The organism is Alicyclobacillus sacchari (assembly GCF_004366795.1).
Lineage (GTDB): Bacteria > Bacillota > Bacilli > Alicyclobacillales > Alicyclobacillaceae > Alicyclobacillus > Alicyclobacillus sacchari.
This window is the reverse complement of sequence record NZ_SORF01000011.1, coordinates 74,100-89,674: the sequence shown is the minus strand read 5'-3', so window position 1 is coordinate 89,674 and position 15,575 is coordinate 74,100. Positions and strand designations below refer to the sequence as shown.

The window sequence follows — 15,575 nt, the reverse complement described above, 5'->3', positions numbered from 1 at the left end:
AAACTCTCAATGAAATCTCACTATCCCGCATACGCGAGACAGATAAACTGGCGTGGTGTGTGTTTAGTTTTCAAGGAGCGACGCTGCCGTTCGAGGCAGCCCAATCAATATATCACAGCTTACACTTCATCGTCAACCGGTAAGTTTTGCATCGCTCACACACTGGCGAGAAACAGCTTCTTACCGACTGTGCTGCTTGGCGTCGCAAACTGCGCCGTCCGAAGCGGCATCGACTACTATACTACGCAGTCTCACGTTTGTCCACTGGTGGTTAATCACAAATGGGAGTAGATGCCACCAGAGTCCCTGATGTTTCAAGATCCATGGCACGCATCTGTCATCAAACATTGTTGGATGTCACCCACTTCCTCTTGAGACCAAGTCGCAAATGCCAATTCTGATTCAAAGAGAAAAGGACTTGGTACGGTACCAACACCGTCGATTGTACGAGGCACCAGGCATACCAATACCGTTCTGGCACGCGTCATCGCGACGTAGAAGAGACGACGTTCCTCATCATTCATCAGATTCACGCCGCCATGCTCGACAACGGTATCCAATAGGATGACGACATCCCATTCCTTCCCTTTGCTATCGTGATACGTTCGAAACTCCACCTTTGTCTGTAATACCGGCCATAATGGCCTTAGTTCGCGCTGCAAAGCTCCCCAGACACGCGCGACCTGGCGACGAGTTCGCGCTAAGATGGCGATCGAACACGATAACGGCAGACAGATTTTAAGAATATCTTTGATACAGTCAACCTCGTCGATTTCATTGTGAATATTTATGGCACGAACATATCCCTCTCGTCTCGACACGGCCCGTAATGGCTTATCTATACGACATGACACATGCTGGATCAGGTGTTCAGCCGCACGAACGATCGCCAAACACGAGCGAAAGTTTTTTGTCAGTAAAAACTGCTCCACACTGAAGAGGTGTTCAGACGCATTTTGCAAAAATATAGGCGATGCTCCCCGAAATGCATAAATGGATTGGTCATCATCGCCGACAATGAAGACCGGTATATGGTATTTCTCATGCAAGATGCGAACAATATCCCACTGTGGCTGATTGGTATCCTGGAATTCGTCGACAAGTATGTAACGAATCTTGCTCCACCGGTCTAATTCCGATCCCGATTGAAGAACTTCTAGGCTTTCAGCAAGGATGTCATCGTGATCCCATCGATTTGCCGACCGTTTGATATGATTGTACGCCTTATAAATATTTCGCTCATAGCGCTCACCTTCCACCGCACCTGTTCCCACATATTTCGTGTAGCGAGTTAACCAACAGGTGGTGTCGTAGACTCCTATGGCTTTTGCTCGGCCGACGACCTTCTCGATGGCCTCCCTCATACAAGCGAGTTGTTCTTGGCGACTGAGTAGTACGGGAATATCGGACCGAACTTCCATCATGAAGCGGAACATGGAACCATGGAATGTGCCAATTTGTATGGACTCGACCTCCTTATCAGTCAGTAGAGGATGAGCACGAAGCTTGAGGCGCATGTGCTCGGCACCTTGCCTAGTGAACGTCATCGCCAAAACAGCAGCAGGAGAAACGTGCCGAGCCTTTATAACCTGAGCGATGTGTTCTGTTAGAACGGAGGTCTTGCCGCTACCTGGTGCGGCCACCACACATGTGGAACCGTCTCGTGGACAGATAATCTTCAGTTGTTCGTCAGTCCACATCTCGTTCGTCACCTCGATGACAATCTTGGCAAATATGACGGAAGCGGTCGATTATGTGCGGATCAACTCGCGTACGTTCAAGAAAAAATTCCGCAAGCGATTTATTCTTTCGCAACTCGTGGTATCATGGGCATTTAAGGGGGCATCGTGTATGGCGATATACGCAATCGGCGATTTACATTTAGGAAGCTCGGTCAATAAGCCGATGGACATTTTCGGTGCCCTATGGAAGGATCACGCTGCACACATTCGTTCCGCATGGGAAGAACAGGTTACCGATTCAGATATCGTCTGCATTCCAGGAGATATATCTTGGGCGATGACACTCGAAGAAGCTGCAAGCGACTTGGAATGGATACAACAGCTTCCGGGGAAGAAGGTCTTGCTTCGGGGCAACCACGATTATTGGTGGAGTGGCATCCAAAAAGTTCGCCAGCGCATGGATACCCAAACATTCGCACTACAAAATGACTGTGTAAGCATAGACGGATTCTGTTTCGCAGGAACCCGAGGCTGGATGCTGCCATCACATCCGAGCTTCACCGAAGATGACGATAAACTTTTGCACCGGGAGATCCACCGCTTGACCCTGTCGTTAGAACAGGCGAGCCACACCAAGTTGCCAATCGTATGCTTGATGCACTACCCTCCCATCGACATCACCGGCGAGCCGACCGCTTTTTCATCGCTATTGCAGTCATATGACGTTAAGGTATGTCTATATGGGCACCTGCATGGGGCGTCTCACAAGTTTGCGTATAACGGTTACCTGGAGGGCATCTATTACCAGTTGGTGAGCAGTGACTATCTAGGGTTTACGCCTTTTTGTATCCCTGACGAATGGCTGCGATAAAAATACGGCCGGCGGCCACTTACCGCCGGCATCAAACACCGCTTTCGCGATTCATCCGTATTCGACTAGCCTTGGAATTCAAGCAATCAGGCGTTTGGCGGCTCTGTTGAACCCCATAAGGCCCAAACGTTCCTCTGCAGCCTACATGACTGACATCCGTCGCCCTGATATCCGTCGAGACCAGGTTTGCGTATAGACTTGCGTCATCAGATGTTTGGAGCGAATACGTTCTCGATCGCAAAGGCGGTGTCAGTTGTACTATCTCCAGTGAACACTGGGTTTATGTTATTGCACAACGCAGTTCAAACACGCCGTACCCCATTTCCTTCCCATGTTTCTCCATCCATTGTGCGTTTTGTTGCAGAACTGTTCTAATCTGCGGGTCCAGTAATGCCTTCGGATCGGCTAAGGTTGGCTCTTGCTGGTTGACGGGTAAAGGCAAGCTCGATACAGAACCGGAACGTAGCACCTTCACGTCAAAACCAGCATCGTAAAAGAGCCGTTTCCATCCCGATAGATCGGGCACGAACTGTGCACCGTACAATTGTCGGACTTCTCTTCGCCAGGCGTCTGTGACTGGTCCAAGTGTCATCATTTCAATCGCAATGACAACACCCTGCTCCTCGATCACGCGCCGATATTCCCGCAGAGCGCGGTTAGGCTTGGTAAAGACAAGCACTGACTCACTGACAATGGCATGGAACGATTCGCGTTGAAACGGCATCGCTTCGGCCGACCCCACCACCCCACGCAACCGAAGATTGCGCTCAGCGGCCAACCGAAGAGCGTGATCGACCATCTGTTTCCGAACATCGAGCACGGTAACATCCGCATTCCAACGCTGCGCCATGAAACATGCAGTCGCGCCGTTGCCACAGCCAACATCCAAGATACGAGCGTGTTCTGGCATCGATACGCGGCCCATCCACCACGCGGTCAATGGTTCACCGCCAGGGTGTGCATGCAAAATTCCGAGTTGCGCCAAGGCGTCATGATATGTCACAGGTCGCCCCTCCTCGGCCCATCGTATGTTGCAATAACTCATTGCGAACCGGAAGAGTGCCCAAACAGCATCAAAACACAAGGTTGCAGTTATGTGGTGAGATCTCGTACAGTGAAAAAACGAACCAGGAGGGGAAACGACATGGCCAAAATTCGGCGTATCTTTGAGGCAAGCATTGAAGAAGAAGGAGATTACATCTTCACACCGTCCGGAGTGATCATCCTGATGGAGAGCGGGGATTTTCAAATATACAGCGAGAGCGCTCGCCACAATCTCCTGCGTCGCACTTGTATGCGCTACGCTTGGGATCAGCTCGTCGACGGTGTGAAGGTCGATGAACTCCACATCCGAATTCGCGACATCACCGCGGACCTACAGTGCCGACTCGACACCGAAGAGCAATGGACGACGAACGAAATTCTCCGAACGTGGTACGAGCAAAACCCAAGGCAACTGTTTTTTCTCCGTCGTTATTCGATCTCGCCGTCCCACACCAACATGCCGCCGCTATAATTCGCCACATGTTCGAAACCGTTGGCACGCAGAAACTCTGCAACGCGCTGCGATCGATTGCCACTGCGGCAGACAAAAACATACGACTTTTGAGGGTCAAGCTCCGACATCCAATCTGCTACTTCCTGCATCGGTCGCAGCGGAACGTTGGGAATATGCCCCTCTGCGTATTCTTCTGGCGTCCGCACGTCGATGACCTGAACATCGCCGGCTTGCAACAACTTTTTCAGTTCATCCGCGTTATACTGAGGAATCTCGTTCGTCATAACAGCCTCCACGTAGAATTGATCTTCGCCGCAACCCAATGATGGGCAGACGGACACCGATACTGTACCACATTCGGAGGGCAATAGGTATCACAGAGATTCGTGCAGAATCTCGCTGACGCGCTTTCTGAGCACATCTGCGCTGATGGCAAAGCCAATACCCTGCGAACTTTGCGACACGGCCGTATTCATGCCAATCACTTCACCGCGAAGATTGATGAGTGGCCCACCGCTATTGCCTCGATTAATGGCAGCATCCGTTTGAATCAGATTTGGATAGTCGCGATCGCCTATTTGGAGAGGGCGGTTTTTGGCACTGACGATGCCTACTGTTACCGTATGATCGAGGCCAAGTGGCGAGCCTATCGCCAGCACCCATTCCCCTACGTGAATATCTCTGCTATGACCAAGTCTCAAGATGGGAGATGGAACAGGCATGTCGGCACGCAAAATGGCAATATCGTGCCGCCGATCGCGCCCGACGACCTCTGCATCAATCAGTTCCTTGCGCCCGAACGCGCGCAGCATAATGCGATCTGCCTCGGCAATCACATGCTCATTAGTCAAGATGTACCCTTTCGGGTGAAACACAAAGCCTGTTCCAATGTTCAGGGCAGAGCGACCAACTCTTGGTATAGGGCGATCCCAGGGGAAAACCAACGTACGGTCGCGGTACGGGGTCTGAACAACCTCGATACCGAGGACAGACTTTTTATAACGCTCAACCAATTTCACGAAATTGGGAATCGCAGCTCCGGAATGCCGCTTCCCAGCTGACACCTGCGACTTTTTCATCATGCGCGTCACCCCTAAGAACAACAAAAGCCGCATACGCCCACGACGCTGCGTTGTACATTGTATTCTCGGGATGAAACGGGCGTGAGATGGGTTCCCGAAAACGGGCTTTAGACGGTCAAATCCCTGCGGTAACGCACACCATAGTTGCCCCGTCGCGTCCTGTAGACCTGCACGCGGAGATCTGTATTGCCGCTTTGTAGATGATCGTCGCGTATGCACATCGCGACGTACGACGCTACTGACTTAGAGTCGTACAAGCGAGCTTCATACACCCATGTCATGTGATATCCCCCTCGCATGGGATAGTGTATCCACACGCGACAAGTTCATGAAATGGTTTTTAGGACCCTGTTCTCGCCTGAGATGTCTACGAACATGCAATCGAGACTTCATAGCCAGCAAATTTCTTGACGTTCCACACGCCCTCGTCAAACAACAAGTACTGCCCTTTAGCCCCCCTGAGCGTCCCTTCCCAGACGGGCTGCTTGTCCAATTGCACCGACTTCAGATTGACAGTGAATCCGTCCGCACGAGGGTATCGGAATGTGTAGGTTGTCACTTCCGGCAGCACGTACGGCAAAAACTCAGGTGCCAACCGTGCAATCACCTCTTGACGAACCTCCGTAAGCGAACGTTCAGGCTTCTGCTCTTCTTTGAGCATTTTTCTCCAGTCCGTTTTATCCGGCAAATGCTTTGCAATTTCCATTTCGAGTTCCCCGGCCAGCTTTCTGCTTGGAACCTCTGCGATTGGCAGCGCCAACGTCGCCCCCTGATCCATCCAACGTTTCAACTGCCTCCCCTTACGTGTGAGCCCCACCTTACAGCCGCTGCTCCACGCAAGATACACGTAGTGGGGAACCATACAATGCCCTTGCGCAAACGACTCGTCTCTACATGTACCAAGGTGAAAATGACACTCATGCGGTTTCACGATGCAGAGATCGCACTCAGCTAACGAGCGGACACATGGAAAACAGTACCCGTTTTGAAAGAGCTTATTTGCCTTCCTGCCACAAACGATGCACCGCCGAACACCTGTAAACGTCACGTGCACCTTCTTGTTGAACCAATCCGCAAGCTCTATCGCCCCGGACGACAACAAAAGACGATAACCAACAGGTTCGCCTACCTGCGGGTCTAATTCTCGGATGTCACCCTCAAACATATTTGCCGCCTCCATTCGCCAAACTACGGGCACAACTTCCGAGCAAGGAGTGGGCCCCATGTTGTATGTTGCACTCGCAGTCATTCCAGGCTTGTTTCTGTTGATCTTTATCTATACGCGCGACCAACTTCACCCCGAGCCCAAGCGACAAATCGTCCGACTGTTCCTTTTAGGGGCGGCCATCGTCTTTCCAGCGGGTTTAATTGAACGCATTACCATGGACAGTCCCGGATTTCAACAAGGCGGCCTAGAAGGGCGGATTATCACAGCCTTTTTTGTCGCAGGAATGATTGAGGAATTCCTAAAGGCGTCGATTTTTGATCGCACCGTCCTCCATAGCGGCCTTATCCGGGGACGAGTCGATTGCATTGTATATGCGGCTGCGATTGGCCTTGGCTTTGCAACCGTCGAAAACATTTTATATGTGACAAGTTCCGGTTTTCTGACGGCTATTGTGCGTTCCGTCACAGCCGTCCCTGCTCACTTCATGTTTGCCATCATCATGGGATATCGATTTGCCAAAACGAAGTTTGACGGCAAGAACAAAGCCTTCGCCTACTTGCTTCCCGCGCTTGCTCACGGCACCTATGACACGTTTGCATTAGCCTCCACCTTGTGGGCGGACATCATTTTGGCCGTTTTGCTTGTCATTCTGGCAGAGATCTCCGCGAAAATTTTGCGCAATGTCGGCGCCACGCGGCATCAGTTCTTGCATCTTCGCAACACGTAGAACACCTGTGTGCCACAGTCTCTACCGCAAATCAAATCCGTTTTGTCCAAATGGCACAGGTCCCGAGGCAACACCATGGAATTCAAAGAGCCAGCCTCGCTCGGCCCGAAAAATGGCCATGTCTATGCTTTCGTCCAACATCAGCATTTGAAACAAATTCATCGTTGTGCGAAAAAAGGGGCTCATGTGCTCATCTTGGAGGCGGAGATTCAACACTCTGTACCGATCCGGCTCCTTCACTCGCACCCCATCGCGCCCTGTCGCCTCACCATAAACCGCGACATCAAGGCGATCTTCTTGACGCGCCCGGGCTTTCAACGCGTCATATAACTGACGGATCGATTTCGCTTTACGGCTATTGTCGAATACGAGCGCATAATGCGCTATCCGCTCTGTCAACCGTCCATCCCTCTACTTTTTCTCGCAGACGGCGTCCGCCGCCATCTCAAATTTGTCCCCACGCAAAACGCCCCCTGTGGTAAACCAACCTGATTAGGGGGCGATTCGCGTATAAGGATATGGGAAAGTCTGTTCTCATTATACATGACAAAAGTCGAGAATGAAATAGGACAGGCCCTAGTTCCTGTAGAAAATTCGCGATTTTGCACGAACTTTAACAACAAGCCTTCACCAAAGCGCAGACCCAGGCTTCCGCGTCGTCCAACACCCAAATGATATCCGCACCAGCCCGCACTCCCACCTCTCGAAGCCTGCGGACGGGGTCCATATTCATTTCCGTACCCACGACCAAGACACAGCGTGAATCCGCGACCCACTCCGTCGCCCTGGCGATGTGTCGTACCTGTTCACCCTCAAACACGATACCCGGGAGTAATTTGCCGCCACATGTCGGACACAGCGGAATCTGCTCTGCAAACGCCAACATCGCCGTAAATCGTGAGCGGCACGCGTCACATCTCAACTCCCTCAAATTCCCATGAAGTTCAATCACGCTTTCGCTTCCAGCATCACGATGAAGTCCATCAATATTCTGGGTTACGATTCGAACTCCAGCACGAGCCAACGCGATATGAGCGGCATTGGGAGAAGCACTCCGCCATTCTGACAACATGTGGCGATATGCATCAAATGCGGCACGAGCATCCGAGAGCCAAATGTCTCGTCGAAAAAAGTCGCCCAGCGAAACGCCTAAGACGGTGCCTGTGCCAACAGGCAACCCACTCTCCACACTGATACCGGCTCCCGTAATGGCAACCAATTCCTTTGCATGAAATCTCGCCATGTTAATACGTTTTAACGTTTCCAGAATGTTACCGTTACAGTAGAAAACCATATCATCAAGCACCTATACAAAATTTTAAGGATTATTTCCAGTATTGTATTTACATACAGTCATTCAGCCTATATATTTACAACGTGGGCATGATACACTAAATTGCTAGGAGGATTTACATGAAGGATTCTTTTGGGAGCCGTGTTCGGGCAATCCGTCTGAGCCGGTCATGGTCACAGCAGGAGTTGTCAATGCGTTCGGGAATTTCAACACCACACATCTCGTCGATTGAACGCGACAAACGTCACCCATCGTTGGACTATGCGCAGCGACTAGCCGCGGCATTAGGCGTGCCGTTAAACGTCCTATGTGACTCGCAAACGGCATACAGGACGCCGAACATGCGCAACTCACCGGACGAATTGCCGCTCTCGATGCAAAACTTTATTTTGAATGAATCGGCCATGCCTTATTTAGAAGCTGCACAACGCATGAGTACGCTATCGGAAGCAGAGGCATCGTTTTTACGCGTAGTTATCGAACTATTAGCACAACGCCAATGCTTATTGAGATCCGAAAAAGAGGATCGCAATTCGTGACAATCGATTGCGGCTACCGTTGTCTCTTGTCATTTGCCAAAAGGTGTGTTAGTCCCAGAGAACCTTGACGCCATAACGTCCACGCTGCGTTTGGAAGACACCGATGAATCTAGGCGGACGCTTTGGCATCCACCATATTCCCTCTTCCAAGCGGGCTGCAAGGCAGTCCGCTTGAAAACGAGTATCGACCAATCGATAATAGTATACCCACGCCAACGATGATTCACTCCCATCTGTCGGATTGACGTTGCTCAGAATCGTTGCTGATGGGTAGAACAACTGTGAACGTTGTGCCCTCGCCGAACCGACTTTCAACCAGGATGTCACCCTGGTGCTCGAATACGATTTGCCTGGCAATCGCGAGACCTAGGCCAGTACCAGAGCGTGAGCGAGTGCGTGCTTTGTCCGCCTTATAAAATCGCTCAAAAATATACGGGAGATCTTCTTCGGGAATGCCTGCACCCGTATCCGAAACCCGAATGTATGCATACCCGTTGCGAATGTCCGATACAAAAGAAATCGCACCTTCCGCAGTGTGACGAAACGCATTGTCGAGCAGGTTGGTAAAGACCTGCTCAAGCCTATCTTCATCCGCCTCAATCCACACCGGTTCATCTTGCGTAGACAATCTGAACGCCAATCCATACTCAGATGCAAGAGCCTGAAATTTACGTGCTGTGCGCCGGATCAGTTGTACCAGATCGATACGATGAATATTCATTTGAAACTGTCCACTTTCTAACTGCGCCAAATTGAGCAGGTCGTTGACGAGTCGTTTCATGCGAAGTGTTTCATCGTGAATAATCTCGGTTAGCTCTTGGCGCATGGCTGGATCGTCAGAAATATCGTCCAGCAGTGCTTCTGTATATCCTTGCATCATACTCAGGGGCGTTCGCAGCTCATGTGATACGTTTGCAATAAAATCCTTGCGTAGACGGTCCAATCGGCGCTCTTCCGTCACATCCCTGAGCACGCATAGCGTTCCTCGCATGGTCGATGCGTCCGCTTCGTACAAAGGCAGCATGGTGATGGCCATCGTGCGGCCTTCCCATGTATCTTCGCGGAATACCGGTTCTTGCTCTTGAGTTACCCGAACAAAAAGCTTCATTAACCGATCCGGCAACAGTTGTTCGTTCACCACGCCTTGTTCTGCAACGGACAGCATGCGCAACCTTCTCCTTGCCGGAGGATTGGCAAGGACTACGTGACCCAGCATATCCGTTGCGACGACACCATCTTCAAGAGACGACAAAATGCGTTGAAGTCCTTCTCTTTCCATCGAAAGTTGCTCGATGGTCGTGGACAATTCCTCGGCCAAGGCGTTAAACGTTTGCCCTAACCGTCCCACTTCGTCGTTGGTGACGACTTTTACCCGCTGCCGATAGTGCCCACGGGCCATCTGTTCCGCTGCACGATTCATTTGTAGCAACGGACGTGAAAGATTGTTCGAGATGACAAATGCGAAGCCTGTCGCGAGGATAACTCCCAAAACCGTATCAAAAACGACCAAATTGCGCATTTCGTGCGCGGGTTCGTCCAAAACGCTCATCTGCTGTGTGACCACGAGCATGCCAGGGAGTGAGCCGGGATCCACAAGCTTGACATAGACAGCCAATTCATTGGACCGGTTCCCCATTCGGTGCACGGCTACCGGCTCTCCAGCGTTAAATTGGGACTCTTGCGATGGCGTCAAACTTCGGTATGCTTGAAGCAGCATGGGATTTTGCGTATATGGAATAGCATACTTGATGTCCGCTCGCTCAACGTTGTGTGCGATATCGCTCGCAACCCGCTCCTTGACATTGCGGTTAGAATTGGACGTCAACACGGACTGGATTGACGTGGCTAGTTGCGTTAGCGTTTCAATTTCCCGCTCGACAATGTACTTGTTAAATACCTGTTGCAACAATACTGACAACAGTGCTTGAATGACGAACACCATGCCCACGATTGTCAGCCATAGCTTCGCAACAACGCTATTGCGAATCACGAGGCCACCTCGAACTTGTAACCGACACCCCATACCGTCACGATGTACTGGCTGACATCGTGAGAGACCTGTCCAAGTTTTTCCCGCAATCGTTTGATATGCGTATCCACAGTACGTTGATCTCCGTAGAACTGATAGTTCCAAACGTCACGCAACAACTCTTCGCGGCTGAACACTTTGTCGGGACGCTGCGCCATATAGACCAAGAGATCAAACTCTTTGGGGGTCAAGCTGACTTCATTGCCGTCCACTTCCACTCGACGCGCATCAATCTGGATGGAGAGCCCAGGGAATGTAAGCGTTTGGGTCAAGTCATTGCGACCATAGTCCACTTCCCCAGTTCGTTTGAGCAATGCCTTGATGCGCATGACCAACTCACGTGGACTAAAGGGCTTAACCACATAGTCGTCTGCACCCAGTTCAAATCCGTGTATGCGATTGGACTCGTCTCCCGCGGCTGTTAACATAATAATGGGCACGTTGCTATGTTGCCGAATCTGTGTACAGACATCGCGCCCGTCCATCCCCGGCAACATGAGATCCAATACGATGAGTGAATAGGGCTCGGACAGTGCTTTGTCAACGGCCTCATTGCCGTCTTCCGCCTCCGCAACCGTAAATCCGCTGCGTTCTAAATACATTCGAACCAAACGCCGTATGCGTTCTTCGTCGTCAACGACTAAAATACGTGGTTGTGGCATGATCCGACCTCCGTCCCTGTCTTGCTGTCCATTATACGGCCAGAAGATCCCGTCAACAACGATCCGCCGATAACAGGGCGGCTGGCACCCTGAAAATCGGCGGATCGACTGTTTAGGATTGGGTCGGGAACATGCGGCTTATAGAAGTTTGGAAATTATTCCAAACCGCTTGTACCGGTCGGCCTGCGGCTAGGTCTTTCGCAAAGCTTTGGAAGCGTGTATACACATCCGGGTTGGCACTTACATAGACCGTTCGGATTTGCGGATTCATGCGACGCACCCGATGACTGATGGCCTGTTTATCCTTCAACCCCTCGTTTGTCGTTGCTGGATGAGCTTGCTGCAATGCCACATAAGCCGTGTCGCCAGCGACAAACGTCACAGCCTGTTTTGCGTAGCCGGATCGTACCAAATCATCGGAGATTTTTTGTGCAATTTGCATGTGCACAGCGTTTGCGTGCTGTGGATTGGCCGGCACACCCGGTATGCGATTGCCAATATCCGCTGCTGCCTGTCCTGCCCGACGAGTTGCCGTCGCCGCGCCATTCGCGAGATCGCGCGCACCCTGATCAGCAATCTGCCCGGCGCGACCCGTGGCGTTGGCCACCGTGTTGCCTGCTTGGCGTGTGGCGTTGAACACATCAGTGCCGGTTGGCGCCGTATTTTTGCCCGTGCCGCAACCGGCGACCGACAGTCCAACCAAACCAACTGCTAACATCTGAGCGATACGTTTCACTTGGCAACACCTCCTTCGCCTTTAGCATGTGGCCTATGCGAAGGAACATACGCGTTTCATCTCAGTGGGAGCGATTGGTTCGCGGGTTGCCCCGGGATCCCGTGGTTTGTTTCGCCTTGCGCCTCTGTGCACCGCCTCGGCGCACGTCGCGCTTAGGGCGCGGCAAATCGAGAAACGTGGGCCTGACGTAGGGCGGCGGTGTCAGCTCCACACTGCGATACAGTGCCTTCCACTCATCGGGTTCAAGCAAGCGCCATTCACCAGTCTTCAAGTGTCCAAGTGCGATTGGGCCAAACGCGATCCGCTTGAGCCGTTTAACCGGTAAGCCAAGTGCTTCGAACATGCGGCGGACCTGTCGATTGCGCCCCTCGTGGATCGTCAGGTGTACAACGGACTCTTCACCTTGGCGCAACACCTCGACAATGGCGGGCGCCGTCAACCCATCTTCAAGTTCAACACCTTGCTGTAACAACTGGCGAGCTTCTTTATTCACCCGCCCCTCTACCGTGACGCGATACACCTTGTCGACATGGTGCGAAGGGTGTAACAAGCGCTCGGTCAATGCACCATCGTTGGTAAACAGCAGTAGCCCGCTCGTGTCGTAATCGAGCCGGCCAATAGGATACAGTCTCTCTTCGATTTTCGGCAAAAGGGACATGACGGTTCGCCGACCTTCCGGATCGTTGACGGTTGAAACGTAAGCCGTCGGCTTGTTTAACAGAATCAACACTTTGGCTTCGAGCCGAATCGGCTTGCCGTCGACAGCGATGACCTGTCGAGCGGGATCAACCTTGTAGCCAAGATCTGTCACCGTGACTCCATCGACGCTCACCCGTCCATCTATAATCAAAGATTCACACTTGCGTCGAGATGCGACGCCTGCATGTGCCAAAATCTTTTGCAGTCGCTCCATGCAATATACTCCCGTCTGCCGCTCTATGTAGATGCCATGATCAAGCATCCAGCGATATATCAGAAGTGTATCATACCAGAAAAGAGCGATACGGCGAACACGGATGCAAGCACGCTGATGAAGTCGCTGAGCAAGCCAACTTTCAACGCGTACCGAAAACGATTGATACCTACACTCCCAAAATAGACAGTCAAAATATAAAGCGTTGTGTCCGACGAAGCTTGCATCGTCGATGCCAGTATACCAAGCCACGAATCTGGTCCATGCTTCTGGAAGATGTCGATCATCATCGCCAAACTGCCCTGACCGCTAATGGGACGCAGGATGCCCATGGGCGCAACTTCGGCCGGAATGTGCAGCCAATGGAGAATTGGCCGCAAGCACTTGACAAGAAGATCCATAGCACCCGACTCTCGAAAGACACTGACTGCCACCACCATGGCAATCAAATGTGGAATTAAACGAACGGATGTGCCAAACCCACCTTTTGCACCGTCGACAAATGCACTGTAAATCGGCACACGCTTGACCATGCCATGAAGCAATATCACGCCAACGAGTAGTGGCAACATCCATTCGCTGATTGCCGAAATCGCCTGCTGCATCATGCTTTCCCCCGCCGTCTCCGATCGATTGTGCGATACATGCGGTCCAGCGCGATCGCCGCGACCGTTCCAATGGCCGATGCGACCAACGTGGTACCGACAACCGCAGTCGGGTGCGCCGAATGGTATTGCATACGCATGGCGATCACGGTAGTGGGAATCAGCGTGATGCTGGCTGTGTTGACCGCCAACAGCGTGCACATGGCCTCGCTGGCGGTCTCCTTGTCGGGATTGAGCGTCTGCAATTCACGCATGGCCTGTAAACCTAACGGCGTAGCGGCATTGCCGATACCAAGCAGATTGGCGCTCATATTGGCTAGAATTGCACCCATCGCCGGATGCTCAGGCGGTACGGACGGAAACAAAAAGCGCGCCACAGGCCGCAAGCGAGCCGACAGCCAGCCGACCGCGCCAGCTTGCTGAGCAATATTCATGAGACCGAGCCACAGTGCAATCGCACTGATGAGTCCGATCGACAACTGCACGCCGCTCTCCGCCCCTTTCAAGATGGCGTTTGCGACGTGCGACATATTGCCTGTGAACATGGCGATAACGATGCCGGAGAGAAACAAAGTGAGCCAAATAAAGTCGATCACGCCCGGAACACCCCCGTCGGACAACACCTTGTCCGTACAGGGTATGCCGACTTTGGCCCGGTTAACACTCAGGCGGAGCCAAAGCCGGAACTCTGTGTATCACATGACTGGCGGCTGGTTCTGCTTTGCTTGTCCACCGCTGCCGGAAAACAATTGTTGGATGCGTTCAATCACACTGGGAGCCATATCGATCAACCGGTCGTACAACTGGTTTTGATTGTCGGTAGAAAGTAACCGCACATTATTGCCGTGTACAATCAGGAAGCCGATCGGCGTAATCGAAACGCCACCGCCGGAACCTCCGCCAAACGGGTGTTCACCACCCTGCCCGGATCCGCCGTCGCCGCCTTCGAACTCACTGCCGCCAGCCGCGAAGCCGAACCCTACTTTTGAGACCGGCAAAATAACGGTCCCGTCAGGCGTCTCCACGGGATCGCCGATGATCGTGTTGACGTCGACCATTTCACGAATATTGGCCATCGCCGTTTGCATCAATCCTTGGATTGGGTGCTCCACGTCAAAAAGCCCTCCTTTTCCAGGCTACAAGCAGCCGGATTCCTGCGCTGATAACGTACCCCATTCGTATCCGCAATATGCTTTGCGTTCGAAGATGAAACAGAGTCTGATGAAAGGCAGGACGCACCTGAATATACGGGCGATCGACAAGCTTGCATTGATGACTGAGCCAACCGAGAAACGTACTGATGCCAGCATACATCGTACCGACGAGCATGCCAGTCTGCACGGAGTCGTTGACCCCGACGTGCGCTTCGACACGTACATTGTAGATGTGAATGTGCGGGGAGGTGTGTTTCGCGATGCGCAGAGCACGCTTGATAAAGCCGACGATCTCGCGAATTTGATCCCACCGCCGGGGAACGTCCGCGGCTGAAACTCCACCCTCGTCGGTTGCGCCGTCATGCCCTTGCTTGCCATGTGCCACAACGGCTGGCCCGTCTTCTGTCTGCGTCGCTTCCAATTTCGTCAGCTCGCGACGCACACGAACAAGCCCCATCAGTGTTCGAATTTCGATGGACGCGCTGTCGTCTGCATGCATACGTTCATAGTCAAGCGAAATTTCAACAGGCAGGCAAAGAAACAAAACGACGAGTGCCAGCAGTGCCAATACAATGAGGAGCAGCCACATAGTACGCACGCCACCTCTTTCGTGTC

At 52.2% G+C, this 15,575-nt stretch carries 21 protein-coding genes; 4 read left to right on the top strand and 17 right to left on the bottom strand.

All coding sequences use genetic code 11. The annotated features are described in order from the left end of the window. Positions 1-314: 314 nt before the first annotated feature. Positions 315-1,700 (bottom strand): UvrD-helicase domain-containing protein, encoded by a 1,386-nt coding sequence (locus tag C7445_RS11315; RefSeq protein WP_134160400.1) that lies wholly within the window; start codon positions 1,698-1,700, stop codon positions 315-317. A gap of 151 nt (positions 1,701-1,851) precedes the next feature. On the opposite strand from C7445_RS11315, the gene C7445_RS11310 reads away from it, so the two are divergent. Then, a complete protein-coding gene (locus C7445_RS11310; RefSeq protein WP_134160398.1) occupies positions 1,852-2,553 on the top strand; it encodes a metallophosphoesterase in 702 nt (233 codons plus the stop codon). A gap of 280 nt (positions 2,554-2,833) precedes the next feature. On the opposite strand, the gene C7445_RS11305 is transcribed toward C7445_RS11310, so the two are convergent. After that, positions 2,834-3,556, bottom strand: coding sequence for a class I SAM-dependent methyltransferase (locus C7445_RS11305; RefSeq protein ID WP_166669114.1), 723 nt, complete (start codon positions 3,554-3,556; stop codon positions 2,834-2,836). 141 nt (positions 3,557-3,697) lie between these two features. On the opposite strand from C7445_RS11305, the gene C7445_RS11300 reads away from it, so the two are divergent. Next, a complete protein-coding gene (locus C7445_RS11300; RefSeq protein ID WP_134160394.1) occupies positions 3,698-4,069 on the top strand; it encodes a hypothetical protein in 372 nt (123 codons plus the stop codon). Here the strand turns inward: C7445_RS11300 and C7445_RS11295 are convergent. The 4 genes from C7445_RS11295 to C7445_RS11285 all read right to left on the bottom strand — a co-directional run bounded on the left by C7445_RS11295 (position 4,027) and on the right by C7445_RS11285 (position 6,298). Then, complete coding sequence (locus C7445_RS11295; RefSeq protein ID WP_134160392.1) at positions 4,027-4,335, bottom strand: rhodanese-like domain-containing protein; 309 nt, start codon at positions 4,333-4,335, stop codon at positions 4,027-4,029. The genes C7445_RS11300 and C7445_RS11295 overlap by 43 nt on opposite strands. 90 nt (positions 4,336-4,425) lie before the next feature. Beyond that, positions 4,426-5,133 carry a S1C family serine protease gene (locus tag C7445_RS11290; RefSeq protein WP_243835151.1) on the bottom strand — a complete coding sequence of 236 codons (708 nt, stop codon included), beginning with the start codon at positions 5,131-5,133 and terminating at the stop codon, positions 4,426-4,428. Between the two features lie 107 nt (positions 5,134-5,240). Continuing rightward, complete coding sequence (locus C7445_RS14660; protein WP_166669113.1) at positions 5,241-5,414, bottom strand: hypothetical protein; 174 nt, start codon at positions 5,412-5,414, stop codon at positions 5,241-5,243. A gap of 86 nt (positions 5,415-5,500) precedes the next feature. After that, complete coding sequence (locus C7445_RS11285; protein WP_134160390.1) at positions 5,501-6,298, bottom strand: DUF2797 domain-containing protein; 798 nt, start codon at positions 6,296-6,298, stop codon at positions 5,501-5,503. A gap of 58 nt (positions 6,299-6,356) precedes the next feature. Between C7445_RS11285 and C7445_RS11280 the strand changes: the two genes are divergently transcribed. Then, positions 6,357-7,028 carry a PrsW family glutamic-type intramembrane protease gene (locus C7445_RS11280; RefSeq protein ID WP_243835150.1) on the top strand — a complete coding sequence of 224 codons (672 nt, stop codon included), beginning with the start codon at positions 6,357-6,359 and terminating at the stop codon, positions 7,026-7,028. A 21-nt stretch (positions 7,029-7,049) separates the two neighbouring features. Here C7445_RS11280 and C7445_RS11275 read toward each other — a convergent pair whose 3' ends face one another. Both C7445_RS11275 and C7445_RS11270 read right to left on the bottom strand, forming a co-directional pair. Beyond that, on the bottom strand, positions 7,050-7,427 hold the full coding sequence (locus C7445_RS11275; RefSeq protein WP_134160388.1) for a hypothetical protein: 378 nt from the start codon (positions 7,425-7,427) through the stop codon (positions 7,050-7,052). A 214-nt stretch (positions 7,428-7,641) separates the two neighbouring features. Then, a complete protein-coding gene (locus tag C7445_RS11270; protein ID WP_243835149.1) occupies positions 7,642-8,271 on the bottom strand; it encodes an SIR2 family NAD-dependent protein deacylase in 630 nt (209 codons plus the stop codon). A gap of 170 nt (positions 8,272-8,441) precedes the next feature. On the opposite strand from C7445_RS11270, the gene C7445_RS11265 reads away from it, so the two are divergent. After that, positions 8,442-8,861: a helix-turn-helix transcriptional regulator gene (locus C7445_RS11265; RefSeq protein ID WP_134160384.1), complete on the top strand. Its 420-nt coding sequence runs from the start codon at positions 8,442-8,444 to the stop codon at positions 8,859-8,861. A gap of 48 nt (positions 8,862-8,909) precedes the next feature. Here the strand turns inward: C7445_RS11265 and C7445_RS14655 are convergent, their stop codons facing one another. The 9 genes from C7445_RS14655 to C7445_RS11225 all read right to left on the bottom strand — a co-directional run bounded on the left by C7445_RS14655 (position 8,910) and on the right by C7445_RS11225 (position 15,549). Further along, complete coding sequence (locus C7445_RS14655) at positions 8,910-9,077, bottom strand: hypothetical protein (RefSeq protein WP_166669112.1); 168 nt, start codon at positions 9,075-9,077, stop codon at positions 8,910-8,912. A gap of 7 nt (positions 9,078-9,084) precedes the next feature. Further along, the gene (locus C7445_RS11260) at positions 9,085-10,851 is read right to left on the bottom strand and encodes an ATP-binding protein (RefSeq protein WP_134160382.1); all 1,767 of its coding nucleotides are present in this window, start codon (positions 10,849-10,851) and stop codon (positions 9,085-9,087) included. Continuing rightward, complete coding sequence (locus C7445_RS11255; protein WP_134160380.1) at positions 10,848-11,552, bottom strand: response regulator transcription factor; 705 nt, start codon at positions 11,550-11,552, stop codon at positions 10,848-10,850. The genes C7445_RS11260 and C7445_RS11255 overlap by 4 nt, the downstream gene beginning before the upstream one ends. A 112-nt stretch (positions 11,553-11,664) precedes the next feature. Continuing rightward, positions 11,665-12,288, bottom strand: a complete 624-nt coding sequence (locus C7445_RS11250; RefSeq protein ID WP_134160378.1) for a YhcN/YlaJ family sporulation lipoprotein — start codon at positions 12,286-12,288, stop codon at positions 11,665-11,667. A gap of 61 nt (positions 12,289-12,349) precedes the next feature. After that, positions 12,350-13,201 carry a pseudouridine synthase gene (locus C7445_RS11245; protein WP_134160376.1) on the bottom strand — a complete coding sequence of 284 codons (852 nt, stop codon included), beginning with the start codon at positions 13,199-13,201 and terminating at the stop codon, positions 12,350-12,352. A 59-nt stretch (positions 13,202-13,260) separates the two neighbouring features. Then, positions 13,261-13,806: a spore maturation protein gene (locus C7445_RS11240; RefSeq protein WP_134160374.1), complete on the bottom strand. Its 546-nt coding sequence runs from the start codon at positions 13,804-13,806 to the stop codon at positions 13,261-13,263. Beyond that, the gene (locus C7445_RS11235; RefSeq protein ID WP_134160372.1) at positions 13,806-14,402 is read right to left on the bottom strand and encodes a nucleoside recognition domain-containing protein; all 597 of its coding nucleotides are present in this window, start codon (positions 14,400-14,402) and stop codon (positions 13,806-13,808) included. Before C7445_RS11235 ends, C7445_RS11240 begins: the two co-directional genes overlap by 1 nt. A 99-nt stretch (positions 14,403-14,501) precedes the next feature. Next, the gene (gene ytfJ, locus C7445_RS11230) at positions 14,502-14,918 is read right to left on the bottom strand and encodes a GerW family sporulation protein (protein WP_134160370.1); all 417 of its coding nucleotides are present in this window, start codon (positions 14,916-14,918) and stop codon (positions 14,502-14,504) included. Position 14,919: 1 nt separating this feature from the next. After that, the gene (locus C7445_RS11225; RefSeq protein ID WP_134160368.1) at positions 14,920-15,549 is read right to left on the bottom strand and encodes a DUF2953 domain-containing protein; all 630 of its coding nucleotides are present in this window, start codon (positions 15,547-15,549) and stop codon (positions 14,920-14,922) included. Positions 15,550-15,575 lie beyond the last annotated feature (26 nt).